Here is a 26,463-nt window from a genome sequence, read left to right as displayed (position 1 = left end):
GATGGTACCTCTTTCCGTGCTACCTCGAATCGAGATATAGCGAAGCGATGCATGGGGTCATGAGGGGGAGCGTTCATGGATGCTGCGGAACACCGGCGCGCGCTGGTGGGACTCGCGTACCCGGTCTACTTCGAGCTGCTGGCCGGAGTGACGGCCGGAATCATCAACATGGTCTGGGTCGCCCGGCTCGGCGCGGACGCCGTCGCCGCCGTGGCCGTCGCCACCAACGTCGAGAACCTGCTGCTCGGCGTGATCCTCGTCGCCGGATCGGGCACCACCGTGCTCGTCGCCCGGGCCCGGGGCGCCCGTGACCCCGCCGCGCTGCGTTCGGCGGTGCGTGGCGGGTGGGTGCTCTGGGCGGTGGTGACCACCGTGGTCGCGACCGGTGGATTCCTGTGCCGCGAACCCCTCGCCCGCCTCGTCCTGCCGGAGGGCGACTCCCTTGATCTGGCGGTCGGTTACTTCGCCGTCGCGCTCCCCGGCATTGCCGTCTTCTTCGCCACCAACGTCGTCGACGGCATCCTCAAGGGCGCGGGCGACACCCGTACGCCCATGCGGCTCGCGGTCCTCGCCAACGGTCTGATCCTCGTCCTGGACCCCCTGTTCATCATCGGCCTCGACCTCGGCGTGCGCGGCGCGGCCTGCGTCACCGTCCTCGGCCGCACCGTCGCCCTCGCCTGCGGCCTCCTGGCCCTGCGCCGCAACGCCGCCCTGCGGCACGCGGCCCAGCAGGCCCCCGCACACGCCGCCGGGCCCCTGCGCATGCGGACCCTGCGCGCCGACGCCCGTCGCACGCTCGCCACGGGGCTGCCCATGTCCGTCGACTTCGTCGTACGGATGACCGGCACGCTCGCGCTCGTCGCCGCGGTCGCCCGGATCGGCGTCGACGAGGTCGCCGGGTACGGCATCGCCACCAAGGCCACCTACCTCGCCACCATGGCCTTCTACGCGGTCCGCCAGGCCGCCGCCATCCGCACCGCCCACCTCCTGGGGGCGGGCCACGACGCACGACGCGGCGTCGGACGCCAGGCCCTGTTCCTCGCCGGAGCGCTCGGCCTCGTCGCGGCGCTGACCCTGCTCGCCGCCGCCCCCTGGATCATGCGGGCCTTCGGCGCCACGGGCGCGGTGGCCGACGCCGGAGCCCTCTACCTCCGCTGCCTGGGCCCCTACCTCCTGCTCCTCGCCTGCTTCATCGCGCTGGGCGGCGTGTTCGAGGGCAGCGGAGCCTCGCCCGCGCTCGTCCGGATCACCGTCTGCGGTGTGGCCCTCCAACTCGCGCTGGCGTACGCCCTGTCGGGGTGGGGCCTGCCAGGAGTCTGCCTCGCGATGGCTCTGCCCATGGCCCTCCAGTGCGCCGCCGTCGCCCGGCTGCACCGGGCCGCCCGCCCTATTCCGGCCCCGGTCCGGCCCCGCCGCGCAGGAAGTCCGCGATCTGCGTGAGCGGCGGATCGTACGCGTGCGGCGACGTGTGCGACGACGCGTGCGACGAGGTGTGCGACGAGGTGTGCGGCGACGTGTCGACCGTCAGCGTCGGTACGTCCAGCGAGATCGGGTCGAACGCGTCGAGCGCGCGCCTCCCCGCGTCGAGGTCGGCCAGGAACGCGGCGTCGGCGTGCGCCGCGCGGTGCGGGTCGTGGTGGGCGCGGGTGGTGATGCGGTCGTACGCCACGGACGCGGCGGTCGTGCAGCGGACGACCCGGATGCGCGCGGCCGGGACGAGCGGCGCCAGGTTCGGCCGCCACAACCGGTCCTGGTACGCGGCCTCCGCGACCACCGTGACACCGGCCAGGACCAGCGTCGCGACCGTGTCGAAGAAGGCCCGCAGGGCGACCCGGTCGAGCGGGTCGCCCGGACCGGCGCGATGGTCCGGGGCGCCCAGGACCAGGCCCTGCTTGATCTCGTCCCGGATCAGGGCCGGGCAGCCCAGCTCGGCGGCGAGCAGGCGGGCCAGGGTCGTCTTCCCGGTCCCGGGGCCGCCGCTCACGACGGCCAGCACCGGGCGGACGGGGTGCGCGGGGGGTGGTTCCACGGACACAGGGGCTCCTTCGGATCAGGGTGTTCGGCGGGGGCGGCCGACGGGCGTAGGCGGTGGGCGCGGGCGCTGGGTGATTGCCCCTTCGGGGGCCAGTTGTGGGCTTGTGGCCGAATCGTGGGGTGCATTGGTGGGATCGTGCCTCATGGGCACAACGCAGTCGAAGGCCGCACGGTACGGGGTGACCGACCTCCTGCTGCGCGGTGAGGTGAGTGAACAGGGCCTGGTGGTACGGGAGGTGGGGCGGACCGAGCCCCTGTACGGCCAGGGCTGGGCCACCCTCGGGCCCGCCGCGTGCTTCAGCGTCACCGCGCGCGAAGGACGCGACACCACCCTGCGCGTCTCCGGCGAACTCGACCTGGCCTGCCTGCACTCCCTCGCCCGCCTGCTGCGCGCGCTGGGCAGCACGCCCCGGCGGCTCGCCCTCGACCTCGGCCAGGTCGGCTTCTGCTCGCCGGACGCCCTGGACCTGATGGCACGCGCCGCCCAGCAACTGCGCTCCCTGGGTGGGCAACTGGTCGTCGTCAGCGCCCCCAGCCAGGTCCTGCGCACCCTCCGGCTCAGCGGCGGGCACCCCGGCCTGCCGGTCAACCTCACCCCGGTGGGGCTGTTCTCCCGCGACGACTACCGCCACCGGCAGGCCCTGCTGCGCGACGCCCTCGCCCTCACCCTGCGGATCACCGGCGCCCCGATGGGCAACGCCCAACTCCTCGACCCCGAGACCGGGTTGCTGCACCTCACCTCACAGCGCGGCTTCCACCAGCCCTTCCTGGCCTTCTTCGCCACCGTCGAGGACCGCGACACCGCCTGCGGAGTGGCCGCCCTGGACCGGGTGCCCGTCTTCGTCGAGGAGGTCGCCGCCTCCCCGGTCTTCCTGGGCACCCCGGCCCTGGACGCGGTCCGGGAGGCAGGTGTCGGTGCGGTGGTGTCGCTGCCCGTCACCACCCGGCAGGGCGTCCTGATCGGCGTGATCTCCGTCCACCACCGCACCGCCACCCTGTGGACCCCGGCGCAGCGACGCACCCTGGTCTCCCTGGCCGGGGCCACCGGGCAGCTCCTGGACCCCGCCGGTCACGCCGGGGCCGCACCCCCCTTGCGTACCTGAAGAACCGTTGCGTCCAGCGGCAGCGGCGAACAGTCCACCAGCGTCAGGCCCGCGTCCGCGAAGAGCCGCGCGAAGTGCTCCGCGCGTCGCTCGCGACCGCCCACGTTGCACCGCATGTGCAGATCCCAGGCCGTGGCCAGCGAGGGCGTGCCGTCGTCAGGCAGGACGCGCTCGACGACGAGCAGGTCCGCGTGGTCGGGCATGGCGTCGGCGCAGTGCCGCAGGATCGCGCGGCAGCGGTCGTCGTCCCAGTCGTGCAGCACCCGGGAGAGGAGGTAGACGTCGCCGCCCGCGGGTACGTCGGCGAAGTCGCCGGGGTGGAAGGCACACCGGTCGCCGTGGCCCGCCTTGTGCAGCAGGACCCGGGCTGCGTCGATGGTCTGCGGGCGCTCCAACAGGGCCCCGTGCAGGGAGGGGTGCGCGGCCAGGACGCGGCCCAGCAGCTCGCCGGTGCCGCCCGCGATGTCGACCACGGTGGTTCGGGCCGCCCGCGCGGCGGCGGCGACGAGTACCGGGTGCGCGGGCACCGGCTCGAACATGTGTGAACTGGCCGCCATCGACCGGTCGAAGAGCTCCGCCAGGTCGGGGTGGCGGGCGAAGTGGTCGAAGTGGTTCTCGCCGTGCAGGTGGTCGAAGGCGACCTCGCCGGTGCGCACCGTGTGCTCCAGCTCGGCGAAGGACCGGTAGAAGGGACCGCCGTACAGGAGGGCCAGCGCCCGCAGGGATCCGGGCGCGTCCTCGCGCAGCAGCACACCGCGTTCGGTGAGCCGGAAGCCGTCGGGCTGCTCGGCGACCGCGCCCAGCATGGCGAGGTAGCGCAGCAGGGAGGTCAGGCTCCCGGCGTCCGCGCCGAGCTTGAGCGCCAGGCCCTCGGGGGCCAGCGCCTCGTCCGTGCGCAGGACGTCCGCCAGCCCGAGCCGGGCGCAGACCGCCAGGGCCTGTGTGGTCCAGGCACCGGTCAGCTGCCGCAGCAGCGCCTCGGCGGGCAGGCGGGACTGCTGGTCGGCGAGGTGGGCGGCCAGCAGGTCGCGGTGGTCGCCGGGGGCGTAGAGCTCGATGCGGCGGTACGGGGACGGGGAGTGGGCGGGCACCGTGAAGTAGAGGACGGTGCCGTTCTCGTGGTGGTTGTAGCCGCCGCCGTCGGGGGCGGCGCCCTGGCCGAGGAAGGCGGCGTGCAGGCCGCGCAGGACCAGGGGGTCGGGACGTACGACCTGGAAGGCGACGTGTGCCTCGTGCTGGCGGGCGCGTTCGTCGGCGGCGATCGCCTCCGCGGGCGAGCCGGGCGCGACGGTCAGCGCGAAGACCTCCACGGTGCGCAGGTCGCCCTCGGCGGACGGCACGGGCGGGCGGTGGATGGTGACGTCCAGCTCGGCGGGCGGCAGGTCGTGCCGCCGGGCGAGGCGGTCCCGTACGACCACGCTGGGACGCGGCGCGCACGAGGCGTCGAGCCCGCAGTCGGCGAGCAGGGCGGGCAGTTCGGTGTCGTCGGCGGGGAAGACGAGCAGCGCGGCGTGGCAGAACCGGCAGTGCTCCAGGACCGAAGCCAGCTCCGGCCCGTCGAGCCCGGGCAGGAGCCGGGGGAGGAGGGCGGCGGCGTCCTGCTCCGCGACGAAGTCGACGGCGGCGCGCAGGCGGGCGGCGTCGGTGAGGTCACCGGTCGGCGTGGTGGTCACGGTCATGGTCATGGGGGAGGGGGTCCTCAAGGGTGCTTGGGAGAGGGGCTGTTGGCGCGAGCGCGCGTACGGGAAGGAGCGCGTTCGCGAAGGAGCGCGCGCGAGAAGCAGGGCGTACGGGAAGGAGCGCCCACGGGAAGGAGCGCGTTCGCGAAGGAGCGCGCGCGAGAAGCAGGGCGTGCGGGAAGGAGCGCGTACGAGAAGGGGAAGCAGCCGGGGGGCTCACAGCCCCACGTAGCGCTCGGCGAACCAGTCCTGCTGGCGGCGCGAGACGGCGAGCGAGGCGAGGCGGGAGCGGCGCAGCGCGTCCAGGAACAACGATTCTCCGGCGGCGCCGCACGGGGTGTCGGGATCCCGGGTGCCGACGGGCAGCCCGTGCCAGTCGGACGGAGCGTGCAGCAGCTCGATCATCCAGCGGGAGAACTCCTGCGCCCGCCACACGTGCGCCAGACACCGCGCCGAGTACGCGTCGAGGCCCTCCTCGGTGCCGCGCAGCAGTGCGTCGCCCAGGGCCCGCCCGAGCAATTCCGCCTCCAGCACCGCCAGGTTGGCCCCCTTCGCGGCGGACGGGCTGATCAGTGCGCCCGCGTCGCCCGCCAGGAGAAGCCTGCCGTGCCGCAGCGGGTCCAGCACGTCCGACTCCAGGTCGACGACGGCGCGTTCCACGATCCGCCCGCGGGTCAGCGGCCCGTGCTCCTTGGCCCCCATCCGCAGGTCCAGCTCGTCCCAGATCCGCTCGTCGGACCAGGAGTCGGCGGGCGTGCCGCGCGCGACCTGGAGGTAGTAGCGGGTGACGGTGTCGGTACGGGCCATGTGCCCGGCGAATCCCCGCCCGTGCACTGCGTACCCCACGGCGTCGAGGCTGGGCGGCGCCTCGGCGAGCAGACCCAGCCAGGAGACCCGGTGGTCGATGTGGCGGCGGACCGCGCTGCCGGATGGCAGGGAGCGCCGGGCCGCGCCGTGCCTGCCGTCGCACCCGGCGACGTACCGCCCCTGCCAGCGGGCGGTCCGCCCGTCGGGCTCGCGGACGTGCACGGCGGGCCGGTCGCCGTCGGCGTCGCGCACTTCCGTGGCCTCGACGCCGAAGCGGATCTGCCCCCCGGCGCTGAGGAACCGTTCCAGCAGGTCGCGGACCAACTCCTGCTGCGGGTAGACGACATGGGTGTCCCCGCTGCCCAGCGTGCTGTAGTCGAGCCGGAACCGGGCCTCCTCGGTCCGGAACTCGCAGGTGCCGTGGACCTTCCCGCGCAGCCGCAGCCCCGCCGCGAGACCGTGCCGTTCCAGGATGCGTACGGTGGCGGCCGCCAGGAACCCGGCGCGGGCCCGGGACTCGATGTGGGCGCGGTCCGCGCGTTCCAGGACGACGCAGTCGATGCCCTGGTCCAGCAGCAGATTCGCGAGGACGAGCCCGGCGGGACCGGCCCCGAGGACGATCACGTCCGCCGCGTGGGCGGGGGCGTGCCCGTGGTGTGTTTCTGTCACGGACCGGAGCGTAAGTGGCCGAAAACGTATGGCTAAACCGGAATCACCTCAATGAGCGACAGAACAACCGATCGAAGAGGATGTGTCCTGCTCCCGCCTGCCTTTCGCCTGATGCGCGCCTGATTCTCGGCTGCCCTTCGGCTGCCTCCCGACTGCGCGGGATCGATTATTCAGCGCGCGTGGCGGGGCTCAGCCACAGCGACTCCGCGTGGGCGCAGAGCTCGCCGTCGCGGGTGGCGACGGCGCTGCCCGCCAGGTACTTGCGGCCGGAGTGCGCGATCTTCCACGCGAAGCTCACGTACTCCTCGCCCGGGACCATCGGGCGCAGCACCTCGGCCGCGAGGTACGCGGTGACCGTGCCGTACGGGGCGTCGGAGTACAGGTGGCAGGCCCACCCGGCGGGGCAGTCGAGCGCACCCCACACATGCTCGGTGGGGAGCGGGGCGCTGCCGGGGCGCAGCGCCGGGTCGGGGCGCCACGCGGCGGCGACCATGGCGTGCTCGGGCAGCGCGGAGATGTTCTGCCGCAGGCCCTGCCCGGGTTCGCGGCCCATGCCGCAGCCGAAGCAGTCGGAGGAGGCGAAGGGCGAATCGACCAGCGTGTGTTCCTTCTCGGCGCGCAGCGCTTCCTCCCAGGTGGGGATGCGGGGCGGCAGCGGTACGGCGTCGGTCGCCTGCGCATGGACGAACGCCCCGTCCCCGTCCGTGATCTCGTACGTCTCCTCCGTACCGGCCCGCACCTCCAGCGCCGTACCCAGCGGCAGGGGGCGCCGGAAGCTCACCTTCACGGGCCCGCCGTCGAAGCGCCGCGCGAGCAGGCCCGCCGCATAGCCGCCGAAGCCCACCCCCGGCAGGCCGTACGCGTGCGGCGGTATGACGACGGTTCGCTGATCCTGCGCGGGGTTGGGCATGGGGCTCCTCACACGACGTACGGGCGACCGGGGGCCCGGGACGGGCCGGGGCCGGCCGGGAAAACCCAACACGCCTCCGCGCACAGCGTCAACCACCTTCCCGCCGGGCCGACTTCGGCCTCACCCCGCCGAACGCTCCCCGAGCGGGCGTCGCCGCAGGGAAGGCTCCTTCAGCGAGCGCGGCTGGAGGTAGGCGGCGGGGTCGTAGAGGTTCACGCCCGGCGGGACGATCGCGTCGATGCGGTCCAGGGCCGCGTCGTCCAGCACGACCGAGGCACCCTTCAGCAGGCCCTCCAGCTGCTCCATCGTGCGGGGGCCGAGGATCGCCGAGGTCACCCCCGGGTGGGCCACCGTGAACGCCACCGCCAGCTGGGGCAGCGTGCAGCCGAGGTCGTCCGCCAGCTCCGCGAGCTGTTCCACGGCCTCGTACTTGGCCGCGTTGGCGGCGACGGCGGGGTCGAAGTTGCCCGGCCGGAACGCCGCCCGCCCGGTGTCCAGGTCCGCCGTCCGCCCCTTGCGGTGCTTGCCGGTCAGGAAGCCGAAGGCCAGCGGGCTCCAGACCAGCACCCCCATCCCGTACCGCTCGGCCACCGGCAGCAGCGCGGTCTCGACGCCGCGCGCCAGGATCGAGTACGGCGGCTGCGCGGTGCGGAAGCGGCCGAGGGCGCGGCGCTCGGAGACGTGGTGGGCCTCGACGATCTCGTCGGGCTGGAAGTTCGAGCAGCCGAAGGCCCGGATCTTGCCCGCGCGCACCAGGTCGGTGAGGACGGAGAGGGTCTCCTCGATGTCGGTGGTGTGGTCGGGGAAGTGCACCTGGTAGAGGTCGATCCAGTCGGTGCCCAGGCGGGTGAGGCTGTCCTCGACGGCTTTGAGTATCCAACGCCGGGAGTTTCCGCCCCTGTTGGGACCCTCGGCCATCGGGAAGTGCACCTTCGTGGCGAGCACGACGTCGTCGCGCCGCCCGCGCAGCGCCTTGCCGACGATCTCCTCGGTCTCGCCCCGCCCGTACATGTCGGCGGTGTCGACGAAGTTGACCCCCTGGTCGAGCGCGGCGTGGACGATCCGGGCGCACTCCTCGTGGTCGCCGTTGAAGCCGTCCTGGAACATCATCGTGCCGAGGCAGTGGGTGCTGACCTCGATGCCGGTCCGGCCGAGGGTGCGGTAACGCATGGCGGTGCCCTTCGCTGAGCAGAGGTGTTGGGTGCGACCCGTACGAGAAACAGCAGGTCGTGAGAGGGACCCTAGGATCTAGACCCGGCTCTAGCTCAAGCCCTTACCCTGATCCGATGGTTGAGGATCGGATGGTTGAGGACCAGATGGTTGAGGACACGACACGCACGGCGGGCCTGAGCATCGGCCAGGTCGCCGACCGCACCGGCCTGAGCGTGCACGCCCTGCGCTTCTACGAGCGCGAGGGCCTCTTCCTGCACCCCGTACGCCGTCAGTCCGGCGGCCGCCGGGTCTACACCGACCACGACGTCGACTGGCTGAACGTCTGCATCATCCTGCGCGCCTCCGGCATGCCCCTGCCGGTACTCCGCCGCTACACCGAGCTGGTGCGCGAGGGCGTCGGCAACGAGCCCGAGCGCCTCGCGCTGATGCGCGAGCAAGAAGCGCAGGTCACCGCGCAGATCGCCGCCCTCACCGAGTCCCTGGACCTGATCCGCTACAAGGTCGGGGTGTACGAGGACATCCTCGACGGCGCCGAGATCCTCGCCCACGAGTGCCACGCCCCGGCCTCCCCGGCACGCTGAGCCCAGCGACGTGAGCCCGGCGGCCTGAGCCCAGCGACGTGAGCCCGGCGCGCCACCCGACCCCGTAGCGGCGACGCCGTGGAGCGAGGGAGTGGTTTGGCCAAAACCCTGGACGGGATGCCGAGTTGGTCCCGATACTGGGCCGCGTCCAGCTCGTACCGTCCAGTGGTCGGGCCAATCGGCAGAATGGGTCGCCGGTGGCCTTCTCTCTCACGTACGGAGTGCACATGACCCCCGCGCCACCGCCCGACGCCGTCGACCGTCGGCTGACGGTCGCCTCCCTGCGGCCCGTCCTCCTCTCCGCCGTCTACCCGCCCGGCGAGGAACTGGCCTGGGTCGGCGGCGTGATCCGCTCCTGGGACGCCGCGCTCGTCGAGGTCATCCTGAGCGACGGCACCACCGGGCTCGGCGAGGCCGGGGCCGGGATCATGGCCCCGACGGCCGTCCCCGGCATCGTCGAGGCCCTGCGCCCGTACGTCGAGGGGCAGGACTTCGCCGACCCGCTGCACGTCGGCGACCACCTGCGCGACCGCACCGCCTTCTGGTCGCGCGGCGGCATCGCCTCCGGCACGCTCGGCGCGGTCGAGGCCGCGTGCGTCGACGCGGTCGGCAAGCGGGAGGGCGTACCGGCGTACGAACTCCTCGGCGGGCTGCGCCGCCCGAGCATCGAGGCGTACGCCAGCGGCGGGCTCGGCAGCACCTTCGAGCAGGTCGCGCAGTGGGCGCTCGGGCAGGTCGAAGCGGGCCTGCACACGGTCAAGTTCCGCGCGATGCAGGACCCGGACACCACGGTGGAGCTGGTGCGCCACGTCGTCCCGCTGCTCCCGGAGGGGACGCGCTTCGTCGTGGACGCCGTGCAGGGGTGCGCGTCCGAGCCGTGGTCCGTGGAGGACGCGACACGGGTCGGGAAGGTGGTGGGTGAGCTGGGCGCGCGGTGGTACGAGGAGCCGTGCCGCGCGGAGAACGTCGCCGGATACGCGACCGTGCGCGCCGCGCTCGACGTCCCCGTCTCCGGTGTCGAGTCGGACGGCACCGTCGAGGAGTTCCGGGTACTGATCGAGGCGGGAGGGGTCGACATCGCCCAGCCCGACGCCACGTTCGTCGGCGGGCCCGTGGCCTTCGGGCGGGTCGCCGACCTGGCCGCCGCGCACGGGGTCGCGTGCGTGCCGCACGTGTGGGGGAGCGGGGTCACGCTCATGACCAACCTGCACGTCAGCGCGGCGCACCCGCACGTCGAGCTCTTCGAGTACTGCACGCTGCCCAATCCGCTGCGGGAGGCGCTGCTGGTGGCACCCCTGGAGCTGCGGGACAGTCACGTCGTCCTTCCCGCCACGCCCGGATTCGGCGTCCGGCTGACCGCCGAGGTCGAGGCGGAGTTCCCGTTCCGGCCCGGCGGCGGGCATGTCATCGGCGCCCGGAAGGGGGAGGCCGCGTGAGTGACTACGGCGATACGTTCGAGCCTGCGCCCGGTGACGAACGGCTCACCTCGCCGATCGTCTCGGACGCGCTGGACGCGGCGGGACTCCGGGGGCAGGTGTTCGCGGCGGGGCTGCGGGGCCCGGTGCCGGGGGCGCGGTGTTTCGGGCGGGCGGCGACGGTGCAGTTCGCGCCGACGGCGGAGGACCGGGACCCGTACGGGGACGCCGTCGACTTGGACCCGTACGGGGACGCCATCGACTACATCGACGCGCTGAGGGCGGGCGCGGTGGCGGTGCTCGCGACCGGGGACAGCACACGGTCCGCCTTCTGGGGCGAACTGTTCAGCGCGGCGGCGATCGGACGCGGGGCGGTGGGGGTCGTCACGGACGGCTGCCTGCGGGACACCCCGAAGATCACCGCCCTGGGCTTCCCGGCCTTCGCCCGGGGGAACCGTCCGCCGGACTACCGGGGGCGGATGCGCGTGGTGGCGGCCGGGCAGCCGGTCGTGCTGTGCGGGGTGACGGTCCGCCCCGGCGATCTGGTCCTCGCGGACGACGACGGGGTGGCGGTGATTCCCCGCGAGGCGGAGGCGGAGGTCCTGGCGAGGGCGCGGGAGCGGGCGGCGGGGGAGAGCACGGTGCTGGGGGAGCTGCTGGGCGGGGACGGGCTGCGGGAGGTGTGGTCGCGGCACGGGATTCTCTGAGGGGGGCTCCGTGCGGAGCTGTGGGTCGAGGCAGGGGTGAGGGGTCAGTAGACTCGTGCGTCGTGGCGGATACCCAGTACGAAGACCTTTTGCGGCTGACACTCACCTCCGGAACGGCCAAGGCCGACCGGACGGGCACCGGTACCCGGAGCGTGTTCGGGCACCAGTTGCGGTACGACCTCTCGCAGGGGTTTCCGCTGGTCACCACCAAGAAGGTGCACCTCAGATCCATCGTGTACGAGCTGCTGTGGTTCCTGCGCGGCGACTCCAACATCGGCTGGCTGCGCGAGAACAAGGTCACCATCTGGGACGAGTGGGCCGACGCGAACGGCGACCTCGGCCCCGTCTACGGCGTGCAGTGGCGTTCCTGGCCCACCCCCGACGGCGCGCACATCGACCAGATCAGTGGCGTCCTCGACACCCTGCGCAACGACCCCGACTCCCGCCGGATGATCGTCTCCGCCTGGAACGTCGCCGAGCTGGACAAGATGGCGCTCGCCCCGTGCCACGCCTTCTTCCAGTTCTACGTCGCCGACGGCAAGCTCTCCTGCCAGCTCTACCAGCGCAGCGCCGACCTCTTCCTCGGCGTCCCGTTCAACATCGCCAGTTACGCCCTGCTCACCCACATGGTGGCCCAGCAGGTCGGCCTGGAGCCCGGTGACTTCATCTGGACCGGCGGCGACTGCCACATCTACGACAACCACGTCGAGCAGGTCACCGAGCAGCTCACGCGCACCCCGTACGACTTCCCCGAGCTGCGCCTGCACCAGGCCGACTCGCTCTTCGCGTACGCCTTCGAGGACGTGGAGGTCGTCGGATACCAGCACCACCCGGCGATCAAGGCCCCGGTCGCCGTATGAGCACGCACGTAGGGCTGATCTGGGCGCAGGCCCGTGACGGCGTCATCGGCGCGGACAACGCGATCCCGTGGCGGCTGCCCGAGGACATGGCCCACTTCAAGGCGACCACCCTCGGCCACCCCGTCGTCATGGGCCGCAAGACCTGGGACTCGCTGCCCCCGCGCTTCCGCCCGCTGTCCGGCCGGCACAACATCGTCGTCACCCGCGACCCGCAGTGGTCGGCCGAGGGCGCCGAGCGTGCCGGTTCCGTCCCCGAGGCGCTGGAACTGGCCGAGAAGGCGGCCTCCGGCACCGGTGAGGTGTGGGTGATCGGCGGCGGAGAGATCTACCGCGCCGCCCTCGACCACGCCACCCTGCTCTCCGTGACCGAGATCGACACGACGGTCACCGGCGACACCCACGCCCCCGTGCCGGGCCCGGAGTGGAGGACCGCCGCCGGGGACCAGGACTGGCAGACCTCCACCTCCGGGCTGCGCTACCGCATCCGTCGGTACACGCGCCCCTGAGGCGCGAGGAATCAGTCCAGGAACTCGACGTAACCGTCCGTGCCGTGGATACGGATGCGCTGCCCGTCCCTGATCAGCCGGGTCGCGCTCCCCACCCCCACCACCGCCGGCAGCCCGTACTCCCGCGCGATCACCGCCCCGTGCGTCATCAGGCCGCCCACCTCCGTCACCAGGCCCGCGATCCCGACGAACAGCGGTGACCAGCTCGGGTCCGTGAAGGACGTCACCAGGATGTCGCCCGCCGCCAGGTCGGCGTCCGCCAGGTCGAGCACCACCCGGGCCCGCCCCTCCACCGTCCCGGCCGACACCGCCAGCCCGGTCAGCGCACCCTCCGGCACGTCGTCCCGCCGGTAGGAGCCGCTCAGCGCCTCACCGTCCGAGGTCAGCACCCGGGGCGGAGTGAGGGACGCGTACGTACGGAAGTCCTCCCTGCGCCGCCGCACCAGGCCCCCGTCCACCCGGCCGGAGCGGGCGACCTCGCGGAACTCCTCGTACGTCAGGAAGAAGACGTCCTCCGCCTCCGCCAGCACGCCCGCCTCCGCGAGGCGCTCCGCCTCCGCCAGCAGGGCCTGCTTGTAGACGAAATAGCGGCAGACGATCCCGTACTTCGGGTACTCCCGGTAGCCGATGAACGTCCGCACCCGCTCGATCATGTGCCGCGCCTCGGCGGCCTTCGCCTCCCCGTCCGGGAGTTCCCGCAGCCGCGCCAGCACCTCGTCGGCCTTGGCCTCCGCGCGCAGCCTGCCCTCCTCGAAGCGCTTCGCCGCCGCGCCCGGTTCGAAGTTCCGTACGTTGTCCAGGAGGACCGGCACCAGCGTGCCCGGGCGTTCGCGCCAGCGCGGGCGCGTGATGTCGATCTCGCCGATGCAGCGCATCCCGTACCGGTCGAGGTACGTCTCGACGGCGTCCCGCGCCTCGGCCCCGCCCGGCACCTTTGCCAGCCCGTCCAGGAAGTCGTCGCCCACGACGCCGCGCAGGTACGCCACCACCTCCGGGTGCGGACGGATCACGTCCGCGACGTCGAGCAGGTCCAGGCCCATCTCGGAGGTGATGTTGTCGGGGGCGGACAGGGTGAGGGTGTCGGCGGCGTTCTTCTCGCCGAGCCACTCCTCCAGCTTCTCGTTGAGCCACCAGGTGGCCTCGTGGCTCGCCATGATCGCCTGCATGCTCAGCGGGTCGCCGAGTACCTGCTTGTGCTCGACGAAGGCCTCGTCCAGGAAGTCGAACAGCGCCGGGCCCGTCTTCGTCCGGGCGGTCTCCTCCAGCGCGGCGACGGATGTCTCACTGCGCGCGATCAGCGCGGTGACGACTGCCGGGTCGTTCTCCAGCGGCTTGGGCGCGCTGGGCGCCGGGTGCGCGGAGGCGGCCGCAGCGGGTGCCGGAGCCGGTGCCGGATCGGGCAGTCCTCGTACGAAATCCTCCTGCGCCAGTACGGTCTCCAGCGCGTCCCGCACCAGCGGGTCGCCCTTCCCCATCAGGCCCAGGAGCCCGGCGCGGCTCGCGGGCTCGGCCAGGCGCTCGGAGACGTCCACGAAGAGGCGGCCGCCCGCCTCGTGCATCTGCACCATGGCCGTGCGCTGCCACATCGACCAGCCCAGCGGCTTCATGGCGTCGGTCATCATCTGCTGGTGGCCGACCGACACGTAGATGCGATGGTGCTGGTCGGGGGCCTCGGGGAGGGGGAAGAGCGTGGTGATCGGGCGGCTCTGGACGATGCGGAAACCGTCGTCCCCACCCGCCGGGCCGGTGTCGGAGACCAGACACCACTCGATGTCCTGCGGACATCCGAAGTGCGCCTCGATCCGGCGGCCCAGCTCCACCAGGCGCACGGCCTGCTCGTCCGTCAGCGCGGGCACCTCCTGCCGCGAGGCGTCGACCGTCACCTCCCGGGTGCCGCCGCCCGGCAGCGGCTCGATCGCACGCTGCTTGGCCGCGATCGTACGGCTGACGACCTGCCCGTCCCGCACGGCGAAGACGTCCGGGTTCACCAGACCCGACACCAGCGCCTCGCCCAGCCCGAAACCCGCGTCCACGGTCGCGACCCGGCGGTTGCCGGTGACCGGGTCGGCGGTGAACAGGATGCCGGAGGCCTGCGGGAAGACCATCCGCTGCACGACCACCGCCATGTGCACCGCCCGGTCGTCGATGCCGCCCCGCCTGCGGTACGTCACGGCCCGCTCGGTGAAGAGCGACGCCCAGCAGCGGCTGACGTGCCGCAGGATCTCCTCCGCGCCCACGACGTTGAGGTACGTGTCCTGCTGCCCGGCGAAGGACGCCGTGGGCAGGTCCTCCGCCGTCGCGCTGGAGCGCACCGCATAGGCCTCCCGCTCGCCGTGCCGGGCGACGGCCCGGGTGACCTCGGCCGCGAGGTCCGCCGGGAGGGCGATCCCCTCGACGGCGCGGCGCAGGCGGGCACTGAGGCTCCGAACCGCCTCCTGGTCGTCCGCGGCCATGCCCGCCAGCTCCGCCAGCAGGGCGACGACCGGCGGGGCCTCGGCGACGACACGGCGGAAGGCGTCCGTCGTCACGCAGAAGCCGTCCGGCACGCGCACACCCGCGACACGGGACAGCGTGCCCAGGTGCGCGCCCTTGCCGCCGACCGCGTCGATCTGCGTCCCGTCCGTGTCCCGCAGGTCCCGCACGTACTGCTCGCTCATCTGTGCCGCTCTCATTTCCGCAGGTGGTGGCTTCGGCGGATGATTCTGCGGCATCACGGGGGCCTTGCGGCAAGACCCCCCGCGGGGTATAGCTTGGTAGTGGCAGGGAGCACGGTCTCCCTGCCTTTGTGCTGTCCCGGGCCTTGCCTGGGCGTTTGCCCCGGGGGCGGTCAGCCCAGGGCGTCCAGCAGCTCGTGTTCGCGGGCCGTGCTCAGCCCGGCGCGTCGCTCGCGGTCGAGGCCCTGCTCGCGCTCCCAGCGGAGGGTGTCCGCGATCATCTCGGCGCGCGGGCGATGCCGCAGACCCGCGGCGGCGGCAGCGGCCCCGCTGCGGTCGGCGAAGGCGTCCCAGCCGGGCTCGACGATCCACAGCGCCAGCGACTCGGGGCCCATGAACTCCACCACGCCCAGCTCGCGCAGCCGGTCCGAGGGCGCGCGGACGACCGGACCGGTGTGCCCGCCCGCCGTACGCGACAGCTCGATCCACTCTCCCAGCGGGACGACCGGGCCCACCGCGTTGTACGTCCCCGTCATGCCCTTCTCGGCGGCGTCCAGCAGCCAGGCGCTCAGGTCGCGCGCGTCGATCACCTGCGTCGGCAGTGCGGGCTCGTCCGGGACCAGCAGGGGTTCCTCGGGGGCGCGGGCGGCGCGGGCCACCCAGTAGCCGGAACGCCCGCTGTGGTCGCCGGGGCCGCCGATCACCCCCGCCCGCGCGATCACCAGACGGTCGCCGACCGCCGCCGAGGACGCCTGCTCGCACGCCACCTTCGCCTCGCCGTACTGCTCGCGCTCCGCCTCGCGCAGCTCCGGCGGGGTCGGCGGGAGGAGGGCGGCGGACTCGTCGGCGCCGTGGTCGCCGTGCGTGGCGTACGCGCTCGCGGAGGACACGTACGTCCAGTGCCGGGCCCGCGGCCCCAGGGCGTCGAGTGCGTCCCGTACGAAACCGGGCTGCCAGGACACCTCCAGCACCGCGTCCCAGTCACGGTCGAGCAGCTTCTCGTACGCGCCCGGGGCCGACCGGTCGGCCGCCACCAGCCGGGCCCCTTCCGCCACGTCGCCGCTCTCGCCACGAGCCAGGCACGTCACCGCGTGCCCGCGCTCGATCGCCTGCCGGGACAACTCCCGGCCCAGCCATGCCGTACCACCCAGTACCAAGATCTCCATGCGGCCACACAAGCACCCTTTGCGGTACGACGCCCAGCGGATTCGCTCTCGGCGGACCCGGCACCGATGTGCCCGCATACCGGGCCACAAGGGGGGAACCCGCGCCCCATGGCACTCATCAGGAGGATCGCAAGGCCCTTGCTGGCTTCGACGTTCATCAGCGGCGGCATCGGCACGCTCCGGCACCCGGAGAAGGTGGCCCCCGAGGGCGAACCGGTGGCGGTTCCGCTGGTCAGCCGCATACCGAAGCTGCCGACCGACCCCGAGAAGCTGGTCCGGATCAACGGCGCGGTGCAGGTCGGCGCGGGCGCGCTGCTCGCCCTGGGCCGCTTCCCGCGCCTCGCCGCGCTGGCCCTCGCCGGAACGCTGGTGCCGACCACGCTCGCCGGTCACCGCTTCTGGGAGGAGAAGGACCCGCAGGCGAAGGCCGAGCAGCGCAACCACTTCCTCAAGAACATGTCCCTGGTGGGCGGGCTGCTGATCACCGCGGCCGACACGCACGGCAAGCCGTCGGTGGCGTGGCGGGCCCGCAGGTCGGCTTCGGCGGGTCGCCGCAGCGCCGAAAAGGCGGGCCGCCGGGCCGAGTTGACGTTCCGCCGGGCCGAGGCGGCCCGCGCCCGCTCGCTGCGGGCGGCCCAACGCACGTCGCGCGCGGCGGGGAAGAGGGCGCGGGGGGCGGCGGGTTCGGTGCGCAAGAGGGTCACGGCGTAGGGGCCGGGGCCGTGCCGGTGTGGGCGGGGCGCTCGTCCGTGCGGGGCGTGGGCTGGACGGTTTCCGTGCGAGTGGGTGGGTGGCTGGTCGCGCAGTTCCCCGCGCCCCTGATGGCATGCCCTCCGGGCAGCCATATCCCCCTGTGGCGGAGCCGCACCCCTCCCCGGAGCCCCCTTGGGCGGCGGGGCCGCCCCCCGGGGGCGGGACGGGCGGGCAAGGGGGCGGCCCGCCCGACACCGGCTCCGCCCGGTTCCGGCCCTCTCGCCGCCGGTCCGCCCCGGTACCGGCCCTGGCCGAGCACCGTGCCGGGTGTGCGTCGCCGCCAGGGCCCCGGCCCAGCCCCGTACCGGATGCGTGCAGCCCCGCCCCGCCTGGGCAGGGGGTCCCCAGCCCCGCCCCTTCACCTAAACCCGCGGGGGCAATAGACGGTTCCGTGCGGGTGAGTGGGTGGTTGCTCGCGCAGTTCCCCGCGCCCCTGGACGGGACGCCAGCGTGAAGAGGCCGTGGAGCAGGATCGCCGTCAGGGTTCCCGCCACCACCCCCGACCCCAGCACCGTCCGTACCCACGAGGGGAAGCCCGCGTACAACTGCGGTGCCACCACCGGCAGCAGGCCGACCGCCAGGGCGAGCGCCGCCACCATGGAGTGCCCCTGCTGCGCGAGGTCCGCGCGAGCCAGCATCTGGACGCCCATCACCGCGATCAGGGCGTAGACGACCAGCGCCGACCCGCCCACCACCGCCGGCGGAATCCCCGCCACCGCCCGCGACACCGGGGCCAGCAGGCCGACGGCCACCAGCAGCACACCGGCCGCGGCCGTGACGTAACGACTGCGCACCCCCGTGAGGCGGCTGATGCCGATGTTCTCGGAGCTGGTGACCATCAGGGACGTGCCCCACAGGCCGCCCAGCAGCGACATCACCGCGTCCGCCCGCGCCACCTTCGGCACGTCCCGCCCCGGTGCGACCTCGCGGCCCGAGGTCTCGCTGTTCAGGACGGTCTGGCCGGTGATCTCGGCGAGGGTGGTGAGGCTGAAGATGAGGAGGGGGAGGGCGGCGAGGAGGTCGAACTGCGGTGTTCCGTACGGGAAGAGGGAGGGGAGGGCGAAACCCGTGCCCGCCGCCGGGGTGTAGGTCCCCAGGCCCGTGGTCACCGCGATCACCGTGCCCGCCGTCATGCCGATGAGTACCGCACTCTGGCGCCACACGCCGCGCAGCAGGAGGTACGCGGCGAGGGTGACGGCGACCGTCAGACCGGCCAGGACGACGGAGCGGGGCAGGGCCTGGCCCGTGGGGCCGGTGACCAGTTGGGCCGCCACCCGCACCATCGCGATGCCGATGAGCAGCACCGTCACGCCCATGACGAGGGGCGGGAAGAGACGTACGATCCGCGCGTACAGCGGCACGACCGCCAGCAGGAGCAGCGCCGCGAGGAACACCGAGCCCGTGGCCACCGCCGGTCCGTGATCGGCGGCGATCTGGAGGAACAGTGCGGCCGCCGCCCCGCCCGGCAGCATCACGAAGGGGAGCCGGGCGCCGATCTTCCAGACGCCGAGGGACTGGAGCAGGGAGCCCGCCCCGCACAGCACGAGCACGGCGCTGAGGAGTGAGGCGGTGCGGGCGGGGGAGAGGTGGAGGGCGGCGGAGGTCAGGAAGACCGTGGAGATCGGGGCCGCGGCCATGGCGAGGACGTGCTGGACGGCGAGCGGCACCAGGCGCGCGGGCGGAACCCGCTCGTCGACCTCCGCGACCTCCGTGACCTCCGTGCTGGCGGTGCTCATCGGCCCGTCTCCAGCCAGGGCAGCTCCTCCGCCGCGTAACGGTACGAGCGGAAGACCGCGTTGGGCTCGGCCGGGAAGAGGCCGCGCACCTCGGACTCCTGGTACCCGCCGAAGTACGGGACGACGTACTCCCAGACGACAAGACCGTCCGCCGTCACCTCGAAGAGGCGACCGGCGGGGGAGTCGGTGATCAGCGTGTTTCCGTTGGGGAGGCGCTGGGCCGAGCCCATGAAGGGCGCGAAGAAGGACTCCTTGGCGGGGTCGTGGTACTCCCACACCACCTCCTTCGTCGCGCGGTCGATCTCGATGACGCGGGAGTACGGGACGTCGTGGCCGGGGCGGAAGACGCCGTTGTCGAAGACGAGGAAGGTGCCGTTCGGCAGCTCGGTGGGGTGGTGCTGCTGGGAGACCAGGCCCGGGTCGGTGCGCCACAGGACCTCGCCGGTCTCGCGGCTGATGACGATCACGGCGGACGAACTGCGCAGGCTGGCCAGGATGTTGCCGTCGGCGAGAGGGGTGACGGAGTTGATGAGCGGCCAGTGCTCGCGGGCGTAGTCGGGGTGGAGGGCGTACGCCTCGCGGTCGAGGTGTTCGGACGCCCGCCAGGACCACACCTCCCGGCCCTCGGCGTCCACCTCCACGATCGTGTCGGCCCAGACCGTCCCGCCCTCGGCCTCCGACCCCGGAACTCCGCCGCGCACGGCCGCCGCGTCCGGGCCCGTCAGGGCTTCGAGGCCGCTGTAGAGGATGCCGCCGTCGTCGAGGTGGTGGGCGTCGTGGTGCTGGAGGGGGTCGATGTGCTCGCGCAGCGGTGTGCCGTCGGGGGCGTACACACCCATGACTCCGCCCCGGTACTTGTGCCACATGGGGAAGAGGGCTTCCTGGTCCGGGAGTACGCCGTTGTGCGCGAGGTTCCCGCCGGGGAGGATGCGCGCGTGCCGTCCCGCGCGGTACGGCAGCTTCCAGGTGTGGACCTCGGTGCCGTCAAGGTCGATCAGGTGGACTTCCCCGCCGCCGGTGAGCGGGGCGAAGAGGGTGTACCCGGCGAAGGCGTGCTCCGGGTCGAGAGCGATGAGCCCCGTGCCGCGGCGGCGGCGCTGATTCTGGTCGACGGTGGTCACGGCGAGCCCTTTCGGTGCGGTGCGGATCAGAATTTCTTTGACGTGGTCGAATGCCTTTGAAGCTAGGGGAGTTGTGTGTCAGCGATGTGACAGGAGTACGAAGCCTCGCGCGGCCCCGCATAGGGTGATCGCGAAAGGCGGGCGACGACCATGGCAGATGCGCGGAACGCGGACACGGGTGCGGGGGCGGGTGTGGGTGCGGCTGCGGGCTCCCTGGGCGCGCGGGCGGGAGGTGCTGAGGGGGCTACCCGCGCCGGGGGTTCCGGAAGGGCCCAGGTTGCCGGGGGCGTTGGGGGCGTTGGGGGCACCGAGGGCATCGGGAGTACCGGGAGTACCGGGAGTACCGGGAGTGCCGGGAGTGCCGGGACCACCAGAGGCGCCGGGGTCACTGAGGTCACCGGGAGTGCCGGGAGTACCGAGGCCACCGGGAGTGCCGGGGTCACCGGGAGTACCTGGAGTGTCGGGGTCACCGGGAGTGCCGGGAGTGCTGGGGTCACCGGGAGTGTCGGGGGCGCCGGGAGTGCCGGGGTCACCGGGAGTACCCGGAGTGTCGGGGTCACCGGGAGTGCCGGGAGTGCTGGGGTCACCGGGAGTGTCGGGGGCGCCGGGAGTGCCGGGGATACCGGGAGCGCCGGGAGCGCCGGGGGTACCGGGAGTGCTGAGGTCAACGGGAGCGCCGGTGAGCCGGACAGCCGGAGCGCGCCTCAGCCCACCGGCGTCGCCAGCACATCTCAGCCCGCCGGTCCGGCAAGCGCGCCTCAGCCCACCGGCGTCGCCAGCACATCTCAGCCCGCCGGTCCGGCAAGCGCGCCCCCGCCCACCGGCGTCGCCAGCACATCTCAGCCCGCCGGTCCGGCAAGCGCGTCCCCGCCCACCGGCGTCGCCAGCACACCTCAGCCCGCCGGTTCCGCCGGCACGCCCCCGCCCACCGGCCCTGCCAGCAGCACGCCCCCACCCACCGGACTCGGCGGTGCCGTCCGGCGTCGGCGGCGGGCCCTGGACCTGACCCTCGCGGCCCTCGCCGAGCGCAGTGGCCTCTCCGTGCCCTTCCTCAGCCAGATCGAGAACGAGCGCGCCCGCCCCAGCATGCGTTCCCTGCAACGCATAGCCGATGGCCTCCAGACCACCGCCGTGCAGCTCATGGCCGCCGCCGACGACACCCGCGCGGCCCTTCACGTGGTGCGGGCCCAGGACGATCCGGGCCTCGCCTCGGACACGGGGGTACGTCCCCTGGTGCGCGGAAACCGCCGGCTGCACGCCCTCGAATTCACCGGCCCGCAGCACGCCGACCGCGAATTCCTGCACGAGAACGACGAGTTGATGTACGTCGCGGACGGCACCGCCGAGGTCCACGCCGAGGGCCGCACCCTCGTCCTCGAACGCGGCGACACCCTCTACCTCGCGGGCGGAGTGCGCCACCGCTGGCGCGCCATCGGCCCCGAGACCCGGGTCCTCCTGGTGGCCGTCGCGGACGGCAGCGACCACTGAGGTCCCCCGAACTCCCCTTCGACCCCACGTCTGTCGGCGGCGCGTCGGCGACTGTCGGCCCGCTGTCGGCAGGCTCCGGCACCGTCGAGGGTGTCGAGCCGGACACCCGTCCGGCGGGCGGAAGGAGCGCACATGACGATCACCCTCCGGCCGGGAAGCACCGTGATGTTCACCGGCGACTCGATCACCGACTGCGGGCGACTGGTGAGCGAGGACGGCCTCGGCTCCGGCTACCCCCTGCGGATCGCGGGCGAATGGGGCCTGCGACACCCGGACCGCCCCGTGACCTGGCTGAACACCGGAATCGGCGGCCACAAGGTGAGTGACCTCGCAGCGCGCTGGCACCGGGACGTGCTCGACGTGCGCCCGGACGTCGTGTCGATCCTCGTCGGGGTCAACGACATGGGCTGGCACACGCTGGACCCGCAGGGCCGCGTCATCCCCGTCGAGGAGTTCGCGGCGGGCTACGACCAGTTGCTCGCGCCTCTCGCCGCCGCGGGCACGGAACTCGTCCTCATCGAGCCGTTCCTCCTCCCCGTACGCGGAGTCTTCGAGGCCGGAGCCGCACTCGTCGGGGAGGCCGAGCGCAAGGAGTGGCGCACCGACCTGGACCCGAAGATCCGAGCCGTACGCGAACTCGCTCGCAGGTACGGAGCCCAACTCCTCGCTGCGGACGACCTGTTCGCCGAACTGTCCACGACGACCGAGCCGGAGCACTGGTCCCCGGAGGGCGTCCACCTGACCCCGGCCGGCCACGCCGCACTCGCGGAGGCCTGGCTACGACTGGTCGCCTGAGCGGACACGCCCGCCGGAAGCACCTCCCTCCGGCGGGCCACCTACATCACCGGCGGCTCATCGTGCAGGACGCGCTGGAAGATCCGGTGGTCCCGCCACTCCCCGTCAACATGCAGATAGCGCGGCGCCGACCCGATCGCCTCGAAGCCGCACTTCTCCAGCACCCGCTGGGACCGCACGTTGTGCAGCACGGTCGTCGCCTCGATGCGGTGCAGCCCCAGCTCGGTGCCCGCCACCTCGCACACGTGCCGCACCGCGGCGCTCGCCAGGCCCCGCCCGAGCTGATCGGCGGCCGTCCAGTACCCCAGGTACGCACTGCAGAACGGCCCCCGGACGATCCCCGACAACGTCACCGCCCCCACCACACGCTCCTCCCGCACCATCAGCCACGGCACGACCCGCCCCTCCTCGTACTGCACGAGCCGGTCCCGCAGCCGGGCCGCCTGCCCCTCGGCGGTGAAGTAGTTCTCCGGCCAACGGGGTTCCCAGGGACTCAGGTGCTCCCGGTTCTCCCGCACGGCCTCGGCAAGCGCCTCGGCGTCCTTCAGCGTGGCGATGCGCAGGTCGACCCCGCCGGGCAGGTCGTACGTTCGACTGATCATGCGCCCACGGTAGCCGCCGTGCCCGAACCCGTGGAGGCGGTGCGCGGGGTTCGACCGGCAAGCCGGGCGGCACCCGTACGCCCGCCACCCCGCGATGGCGGGTGCGCGATCCCCCCCGCAGCCCGCAGCCCGCAGCCCGCAGCCCTCGGCCGATTCCGGGCCGCTCCCGCTCCCACGCTCCGGTCAGCCGCCACCCCCCTTACCGTCCGTTCGGTAAACTCCGTACGCCGTCCCGTCCTGCCCCGCCCCGAGAGGACCCCCGTGCCGACCTCCCGCCCCTCCTCGCGCCGACCTGCCGCCGAGACCCGGGCCCGTATCCTCCAGGTCGCCGTCGAGCTCTTCACGGAGAAGGGGTACGAGGCCACCTCCGTGCGGGACATCTCCGAGGCCCTCGACCTCACCAAGTCCTCGCTCTACTACCACTTCCGCAACAAGGAGGACATCCTCGCCTCCCTGATGGCCGAGCGCCGTGACGAAGCCGCCGAGCTCGTCGAGTGGATCACCGCGCAGCCGCCCGCCGCCGACCTCACCCGGCGTGCCGTCCTGCGCTGGCTCGACGGCACCGACGGCCAGAACCTCCAGGTCCTGCGCCTTGCCCAGGCCAACCAGCCCGTCATCCGGCGGCTCGCCGCCCAGGGCGGCGACGTGCCCCGCGTCTTCGACCGGGTCCTTGCCGCGCTCGCGGGGGAGGGCGCGTCCGACGCCGCCCTGCTGCGGCTGCGCATGGCCTTCGACACCGTACGCACCACGCTGCTGGCGGCGCAGGGGACCGCCGCCTCGGACGGCGACATCCTGGCGTGTGCCCGGCGGGCGGCCATCGCGCTCACCGAGCCGTCGTTCCTCGACGCGGGTGAGGCGGACGGGGCGGAGTAGCACCCCCGGCTGGTCCCCGAGCAGCGCCCTGCGGAGCCCCGGCCTCGCAGGGCGCTTCTGCGTGCGGCCGCACCCGTACAGCCATTCCCACTTGCTTACCGAACGGCCGTTAAGTAATCTCACTTACCGACCGCTCGTTCAGTAAGCGGTCCGAGGGAACCCGAACAAAAGGAGAGAAACCATGACCACCCACCCCCGCATCGCTCTCATCGGCGCAGGCCCCGGCGGCCTCCTCTGCGCCCGCGTGCTCCAGCAGCACGGCATCCCCGTCACCGTCTACGACGCGGACGCCTCGGCCGATGCCCGCGACCTCGGCGGCACGCTCGACCTGCACGCCGACACCGGGCAGATCGCCCTGGAGATCGCCGGGCTGTCCGACGCCTTCCACGCTCTGGCCCGCCCCGAGGGCCAGGCCAAGACCGCCATGGACCACCACGCCACGGTCCTCCACCATTTCGCCCCCGACGACGGCGACACGGCCGCCCCCGAGATCGACCGCGGCCAGCTGCGCCGCATGATCGCCGACCACGTCGACCCCGCCACCCTGCGCTGGGGCCACAAGCTCACCCACGCCGAGACCCTCCCCGACGGCACGCACCGCCTCCACTTCGCCAACGGCACCCACACCGACGCCGACCTCGTCATCGGCGCCGACGGCACCTGGTCCCGGGTGCGCCCCCTCGTCTCGCCCGCGACGGCCGCGTACACCGGCGTTTGCTTCCTCGACGTGCGGTACGACGACGCGGACGTCCGGCATCCCGCGATCGCCCAACTGGTCGGCGACGGGCACCTGTTCGTGCGGGACGGCCAAGGCAACGCCGTCATCGCCCAGCGCAACAGCAACGGCGTGGTCCGCGCCTACCTCGCGATGCGCGCCCCCGCCGACTGGCCCGAGCGGGCCGGGATCGCGGACCTCTCCGCGCCGGGCGCCGAAGACGCCGTACGCGCGCACCTGTTGGGGGTCTTCGCGCACTGGGACGCGAGCCTGCTGCCCTTCCTGACCGACGTCGACGGCGGCTACCGCCTGCGCCCCATCCACGTCCTGCCCGACACGCACACCTGGCCGCACACCCCCGGCGTCACGCTCCTCGGCGACGCGGCCCACGTGATGTCGCCGTTCGGCGGCCACGGCGTCAACCTCGCCCTCCTCGACGGCGCCGAACTGGCCGAGGCCCTCGCGGGGGAGCCCACCGTCGATGCCGCGATACGACGCTACGAGCAGAGCCTGCGTGAACGCGCGGGCGCCCTCGCCCCCGGAGCCAACGAGGCCCTCCAGCACTTCTTCGGCGACACCGCCCCGGGCCTCCACCGCGCCCCCGACCCGGCCGAGGAGCACCGCGGCTACCAGGAGCGCGCGGCCGCCTACCGGGCCAGGCGTTCGGCGTAGTACGCGGGCCGCAGCCGCCCGCTCGCCGCGAGGAACGCCACGAACGCCCCCGTCACCACCCACCCCGGCCACCCGGTGAGCCCCATCCGCAGAGGATCGAGTGGACTGTCCGCGTCCGCGAACTCCTTGACCATGCTCACGCTGACCGTGCTGCAGAAGGCGTGCCCGATCACCGCGGGCACCACCGACCCCGACCGCAGCCGCAGCCACGTGAACACCGGCAGCACGAGCACGCAGCTCACCACCATCGCGGGCACCGCCACGTACCAGGCCCGGCCCGGGTACTGCCCGCCCATCAGCAGCGTGGGCAGATGCCAGAGCGCGAAGGCCGCACCCGTGAGCACGTACGCCCGCACCAGTCCGGCGGCCCCGCCCGTCGCCCGTACGAGACGGGGAAACAGAAACCCCTGCCAGCCCAACTCCTCCCCGAAGAACAGCGGCAGCGACATCAGCATCCCGCCCAGCGCCGCGAGCCCCCAGCCGTCGAGCCGCACACTCCCGAAGGGGTAGTCGCCGGTGAGCGTGCCGAGGGCCAGGGCCGCGACGGTGAGCCCGGCGGGCACGGCGAGGGCGAGTCCGCAGGCTCGTACGGTACGGGGCCAGGGCTTCGGCCAGTTGAGCGCGAGGGCCGCGCGCACCGAGGGGCGGCGCTCCACGAACCGTACGGCGACGAACGCGGCCAGCGCGGGCGCCGCCATCGCGACGGCGATGCACACCTCCTCCAGCGCACCCGTGCCCTGCCGGGCGTCCCCGCGCCGGAACCCGCCGAGCAGGAGCGGGGCCATCGCCACCCACATGCCCGCGTAGGCCAGGGCGAGATAGGTGAGGAGGCTGCGGCGCGTCACCCGTGAATCCGTCGAGGTCATCAGCATGCGCCGGACGCTACGGGGAGGCCCGGGGCCGGACCATCGGGGCGGAGCCACCAAGGTGAGGGGGTGTGATGTCACCGGGAGGGTGTCCCCAACCCCCTTGTCGGAGGCGGGGGTTGGCCATCCGCAACCCACGGCTCCCCGGCTCCGCGGCTCCCCGGCTCCCCGGCCGCCGATGCCGGTCGAGGCACGGCGAGCGTCGTGGTCGAACACTTTGGCGCTGGTGTACGGATACGGGCCCGGGCCGTCGGCCCGCGTGCCCGGGCTCGGGACGTCACCCTCGGACGGGCGCGGGCCCGGGCGCGGGCACAGGCTCGGTCCGGGCTGTGCGTGGCGGCGCCCGGCCGCGTACGTCGCGCCCCGCCGGCGGCCGCGACCGAGCCCGGCACCGGTCCGCCGTCCATGACCTGCCTGCGCTTCCGCCCCTCCACCCGCGCAGACCTCACCGGCGCCCCTCACTCCCTCATCGCCGTCAACGCGCCCTTATTCAAAGCCAGTTGACACCTCCACCTCCTGGCGAGGAAATGCGCGAGCTGGTCAGATGCCCAGGCCGCCCGGAACGGGTACGGGCCCAC

General features: G+C 73.3%; 22 protein-coding genes and 1 pseudogene. 12 read left to right on the top strand and 11 right to left on the bottom strand.

Annotated features, from left to right (window positions below; translation table 11 throughout):
* Positions 1 to 75 precede the first annotated feature (75 nt).
* Positions 76 to 1,440 carry an MATE family efflux transporter gene (locus ACIO3O_RS02175; RefSeq protein ID WP_401740811.1) on the top strand — a complete coding sequence of 455 codons (1,365 nt, stop codon included), beginning with the start codon at positions 76 to 78 and terminating at the stop codon, positions 1,438 to 1,440.
* On the opposite strand, the gene ACIO3O_RS02170 is transcribed toward ACIO3O_RS02175, so the two are convergent.
* Positions 1,388 to 2,029: an AAA family ATPase gene (locus ACIO3O_RS02170; RefSeq protein ID WP_401740809.1), complete on the bottom strand. Its 642-nt coding sequence runs from the start codon at positions 2,027 to 2,029 to the stop codon at positions 1,388 to 1,390. The genes ACIO3O_RS02175 and ACIO3O_RS02170 overlap by 53 nt on opposite strands.
* Positions 2,030 to 2,177: 148 nt before the next feature.
* Between ACIO3O_RS02170 and ACIO3O_RS02165 the strand changes: the two genes are divergently transcribed.
* Positions 2,178 to 3,137 (top strand): GAF domain-containing protein, encoded by a 960-nt coding sequence (locus tag ACIO3O_RS02165; RefSeq protein ID WP_401740807.1) that lies wholly within the window; start codon positions 2,178 to 2,180, stop codon positions 3,135 to 3,137.
* Here ACIO3O_RS02165 and ACIO3O_RS02160 read toward each other — a convergent pair.
* From ACIO3O_RS02160 to ACIO3O_RS02145, 4 genes are all read right to left on the bottom strand, one after another.
* Positions 3,104 to 4,822: a methyltransferase gene (locus ACIO3O_RS02160; protein WP_401740806.1), complete on the bottom strand. Its 1,719-nt coding sequence runs from the start codon at positions 4,820 to 4,822 to the stop codon at positions 3,104 to 3,106. The genes ACIO3O_RS02165 and ACIO3O_RS02160 overlap by 34 nt on opposite strands.
* A gap of 210 nt (positions 4,823 to 5,032) precedes the next feature.
* Positions 5,033 to 6,247: a 4-hydroxybenzoate 3-monooxygenase gene (locus ACIO3O_RS02155; RefSeq protein ID WP_401741838.1), complete on the bottom strand. Its 1,215-nt coding sequence runs from the start codon at positions 6,245 to 6,247 to the stop codon at positions 5,033 to 5,035.
* 211 nt (positions 6,248 to 6,458) lie between these two features.
* Positions 6,459 to 7,202: a hypothetical protein gene (locus ACIO3O_RS02150; RefSeq protein WP_401740804.1), complete on the bottom strand. Its 744-nt coding sequence runs from the start codon at positions 7,200 to 7,202 to the stop codon at positions 6,459 to 6,461.
* 120 nt (positions 7,203 to 7,322) lie between these two features.
* Positions 7,323 to 8,372: an aldo/keto reductase gene (locus ACIO3O_RS02145; RefSeq protein WP_401740801.1), complete on the bottom strand. Its 1,050-nt coding sequence runs from the start codon at positions 8,370 to 8,372 to the stop codon at positions 7,323 to 7,325.
* A gap of 116 nt (positions 8,373 to 8,488) precedes the next feature.
* On the opposite strand from ACIO3O_RS02145, the gene ACIO3O_RS02140 reads away from it, so the two are divergent.
* The 5 genes from ACIO3O_RS02140 (at position 8,489) to ACIO3O_RS02120 (ending at position 12,444) form a co-directional block, all read left to right on the top strand.
* A complete protein-coding gene (locus ACIO3O_RS02140) occupies positions 8,489 to 8,956 on the top strand; it encodes a MerR family transcriptional regulator (RefSeq protein ID WP_401740799.1) in 468 nt (155 codons plus the stop codon).
* 227 nt (positions 8,957 to 9,183) lie between these two features.
* Positions 9,184 to 10,392, top strand: a complete 1,209-nt coding sequence (locus ACIO3O_RS02135) for a mandelate racemase/muconate lactonizing enzyme family protein (RefSeq protein WP_401740796.1) — start codon at positions 9,184 to 9,186, stop codon at positions 10,390 to 10,392.
* Positions 10,389 to 11,078, top strand: a complete 690-nt coding sequence (locus ACIO3O_RS02130; RefSeq protein WP_401740794.1) for an RraA family protein — start codon at positions 10,389 to 10,391, stop codon at positions 11,076 to 11,078. Before ACIO3O_RS02135 ends, ACIO3O_RS02130 begins: the two co-directional genes overlap by 4 nt.
* A 62-nt stretch (positions 11,079 to 11,140) precedes the next feature.
* Positions 11,141 to 11,938 carry a thymidylate synthase gene (locus ACIO3O_RS02125; RefSeq protein ID WP_401740792.1) on the top strand — a complete coding sequence of 266 codons (798 nt, stop codon included), beginning with the start codon at positions 11,141 to 11,143 and terminating at the stop codon, positions 11,936 to 11,938.
* The gene (locus ACIO3O_RS02120; protein ID WP_401740789.1) at positions 11,935 to 12,444 is read left to right on the top strand and encodes a dihydrofolate reductase; all 510 of its coding nucleotides are present in this window, start codon (positions 11,935 to 11,937) and stop codon (positions 12,442 to 12,444) included. Before ACIO3O_RS02125 ends, ACIO3O_RS02120 begins: the two co-directional genes overlap by 4 nt.
* 11 nt (positions 12,445 to 12,455) lie before the next feature.
* Here the strand turns inward: ACIO3O_RS02120 and rph are convergent, their stop codons facing one another.
* Together rph and ACIO3O_RS02110 are read right to left on the bottom strand one after the other, a co-directional pair.
* On the bottom strand, positions 12,456 to 15,101 hold the full coding sequence (rph, locus tag ACIO3O_RS02115; protein WP_401740786.1) for a rifamycin-inactivating phosphotransferase: 2,646 nt from the start codon (positions 15,099 to 15,101) through the stop codon (positions 12,456 to 12,458).
* A gap of 170 nt (positions 15,102 to 15,271) precedes the next feature.
* Positions 15,272 to 16,264 (bottom strand): NAD-dependent epimerase/dehydratase family protein, encoded by a 993-nt coding sequence (locus ACIO3O_RS02110; protein WP_401740785.1) that lies wholly within the window; start codon positions 16,262 to 16,264, stop codon positions 15,272 to 15,274.
* Between the two features lie 108 nt (positions 16,265 to 16,372).
* Here ACIO3O_RS02110 and ACIO3O_RS02105 point away from each other — a divergent pair, with 108 nt between their 5' ends.
* On the top strand, positions 16,373 to 16,975 hold the full coding sequence (locus tag ACIO3O_RS02105; protein ID WP_401740783.1) for a DoxX family protein: 603 nt from the start codon (positions 16,373 to 16,375) through the stop codon (positions 16,973 to 16,975).
* A 404-nt stretch (positions 16,976 to 17,379) separates the two neighbouring features.
* Here the strand turns inward: ACIO3O_RS02105 and ACIO3O_RS02100 are convergent, their stop codons facing one another.
* Positions 17,380 to 18,753, bottom strand: a complete 1,374-nt coding sequence (locus ACIO3O_RS02100) for a uracil-xanthine permease family protein (RefSeq protein ID WP_401740780.1) — start codon at positions 18,751 to 18,753, stop codon at positions 17,380 to 17,382.
* A complete protein-coding gene (locus ACIO3O_RS02095; protein ID WP_401740778.1) occupies positions 18,750 to 19,874 on the bottom strand; it encodes an aryl-sulfate sulfotransferase in 1,125 nt (374 codons plus the stop codon). Before ACIO3O_RS02095 ends, ACIO3O_RS02100 begins: the two co-directional genes overlap by 4 nt.
* 954 nt (positions 19,875 to 20,828) lie before the next feature.
* On the opposite strand from ACIO3O_RS02095, the pseudogene ACIO3O_RS02090 reads away from it, so the two are divergent.
* Together ACIO3O_RS02090 and ACIO3O_RS02085 are read left to right on the top strand one after the other, a co-directional pair.
* Positions 20,829 to 21,362: pseudogene (locus ACIO3O_RS02090) on the top strand (helix-turn-helix domain-containing protein); the annotation flags it as partial.
* Positions 21,363 to 21,494: 132 nt separating this feature from the next.
* Positions 21,495 to 22,157, top strand: coding sequence for an SGNH/GDSL hydrolase family protein (locus ACIO3O_RS02085; protein ID WP_401740776.1), 663 nt, complete (start codon positions 21,495 to 21,497; stop codon positions 22,155 to 22,157).
* A 41-nt stretch (positions 22,158 to 22,198) separates the two neighbouring features.
* Here the strand turns inward: ACIO3O_RS02085 and ACIO3O_RS02080 are convergent, their stop codons facing one another.
* Complete coding sequence (locus ACIO3O_RS02080; protein ID WP_401740774.1) at positions 22,199 to 22,759, bottom strand: GNAT family N-acetyltransferase; 561 nt, start codon at positions 22,757 to 22,759, stop codon at positions 22,199 to 22,201.
* Between the two features lie 261 nt (positions 22,760 to 23,020).
* On the opposite strand from ACIO3O_RS02080, the gene ACIO3O_RS02075 reads away from it, so the two are divergent.
* On the top strand, positions 23,021 to 23,632 hold the full coding sequence (locus ACIO3O_RS02075) for a TetR/AcrR family transcriptional regulator (protein WP_401740772.1): 612 nt from the start codon (positions 23,021 to 23,023) through the stop codon (positions 23,630 to 23,632).
* A gap of 181 nt (positions 23,633 to 23,813) precedes the next feature.
* Entirely contained in the window at positions 23,814 to 25,019 is a 1,206-nt protein-coding gene (locus tag ACIO3O_RS02070; protein ID WP_401740770.1) for an FAD-dependent oxidoreductase, read from the top strand.
* Here ACIO3O_RS02070 and ACIO3O_RS02065 read toward each other — a convergent pair.
* The gene (locus ACIO3O_RS02065; RefSeq protein ID WP_401740768.1) at positions 24,995 to 25,891 is read right to left on the bottom strand and encodes a CPBP family intramembrane glutamic endopeptidase; all 897 of its coding nucleotides are present in this window, start codon (positions 25,889 to 25,891) and stop codon (positions 24,995 to 24,997) included. The genes ACIO3O_RS02070 and ACIO3O_RS02065 overlap by 25 nt on opposite strands.
* Positions 25,892 to 26,463: the final 572 nt, after the last annotated feature.

This window comes from Streptomyces sp. NPDC087440 (assembly GCF_044744005.1).
Taxonomy (GTDB): Bacteria; Actinomycetota; Actinomycetes; order Streptomycetales; family Streptomycetaceae; genus Streptomyces.
Note: the sequence above shows the minus strand (reverse complement) of the source record. Positions and strands in the feature narration are given on the sequence as shown.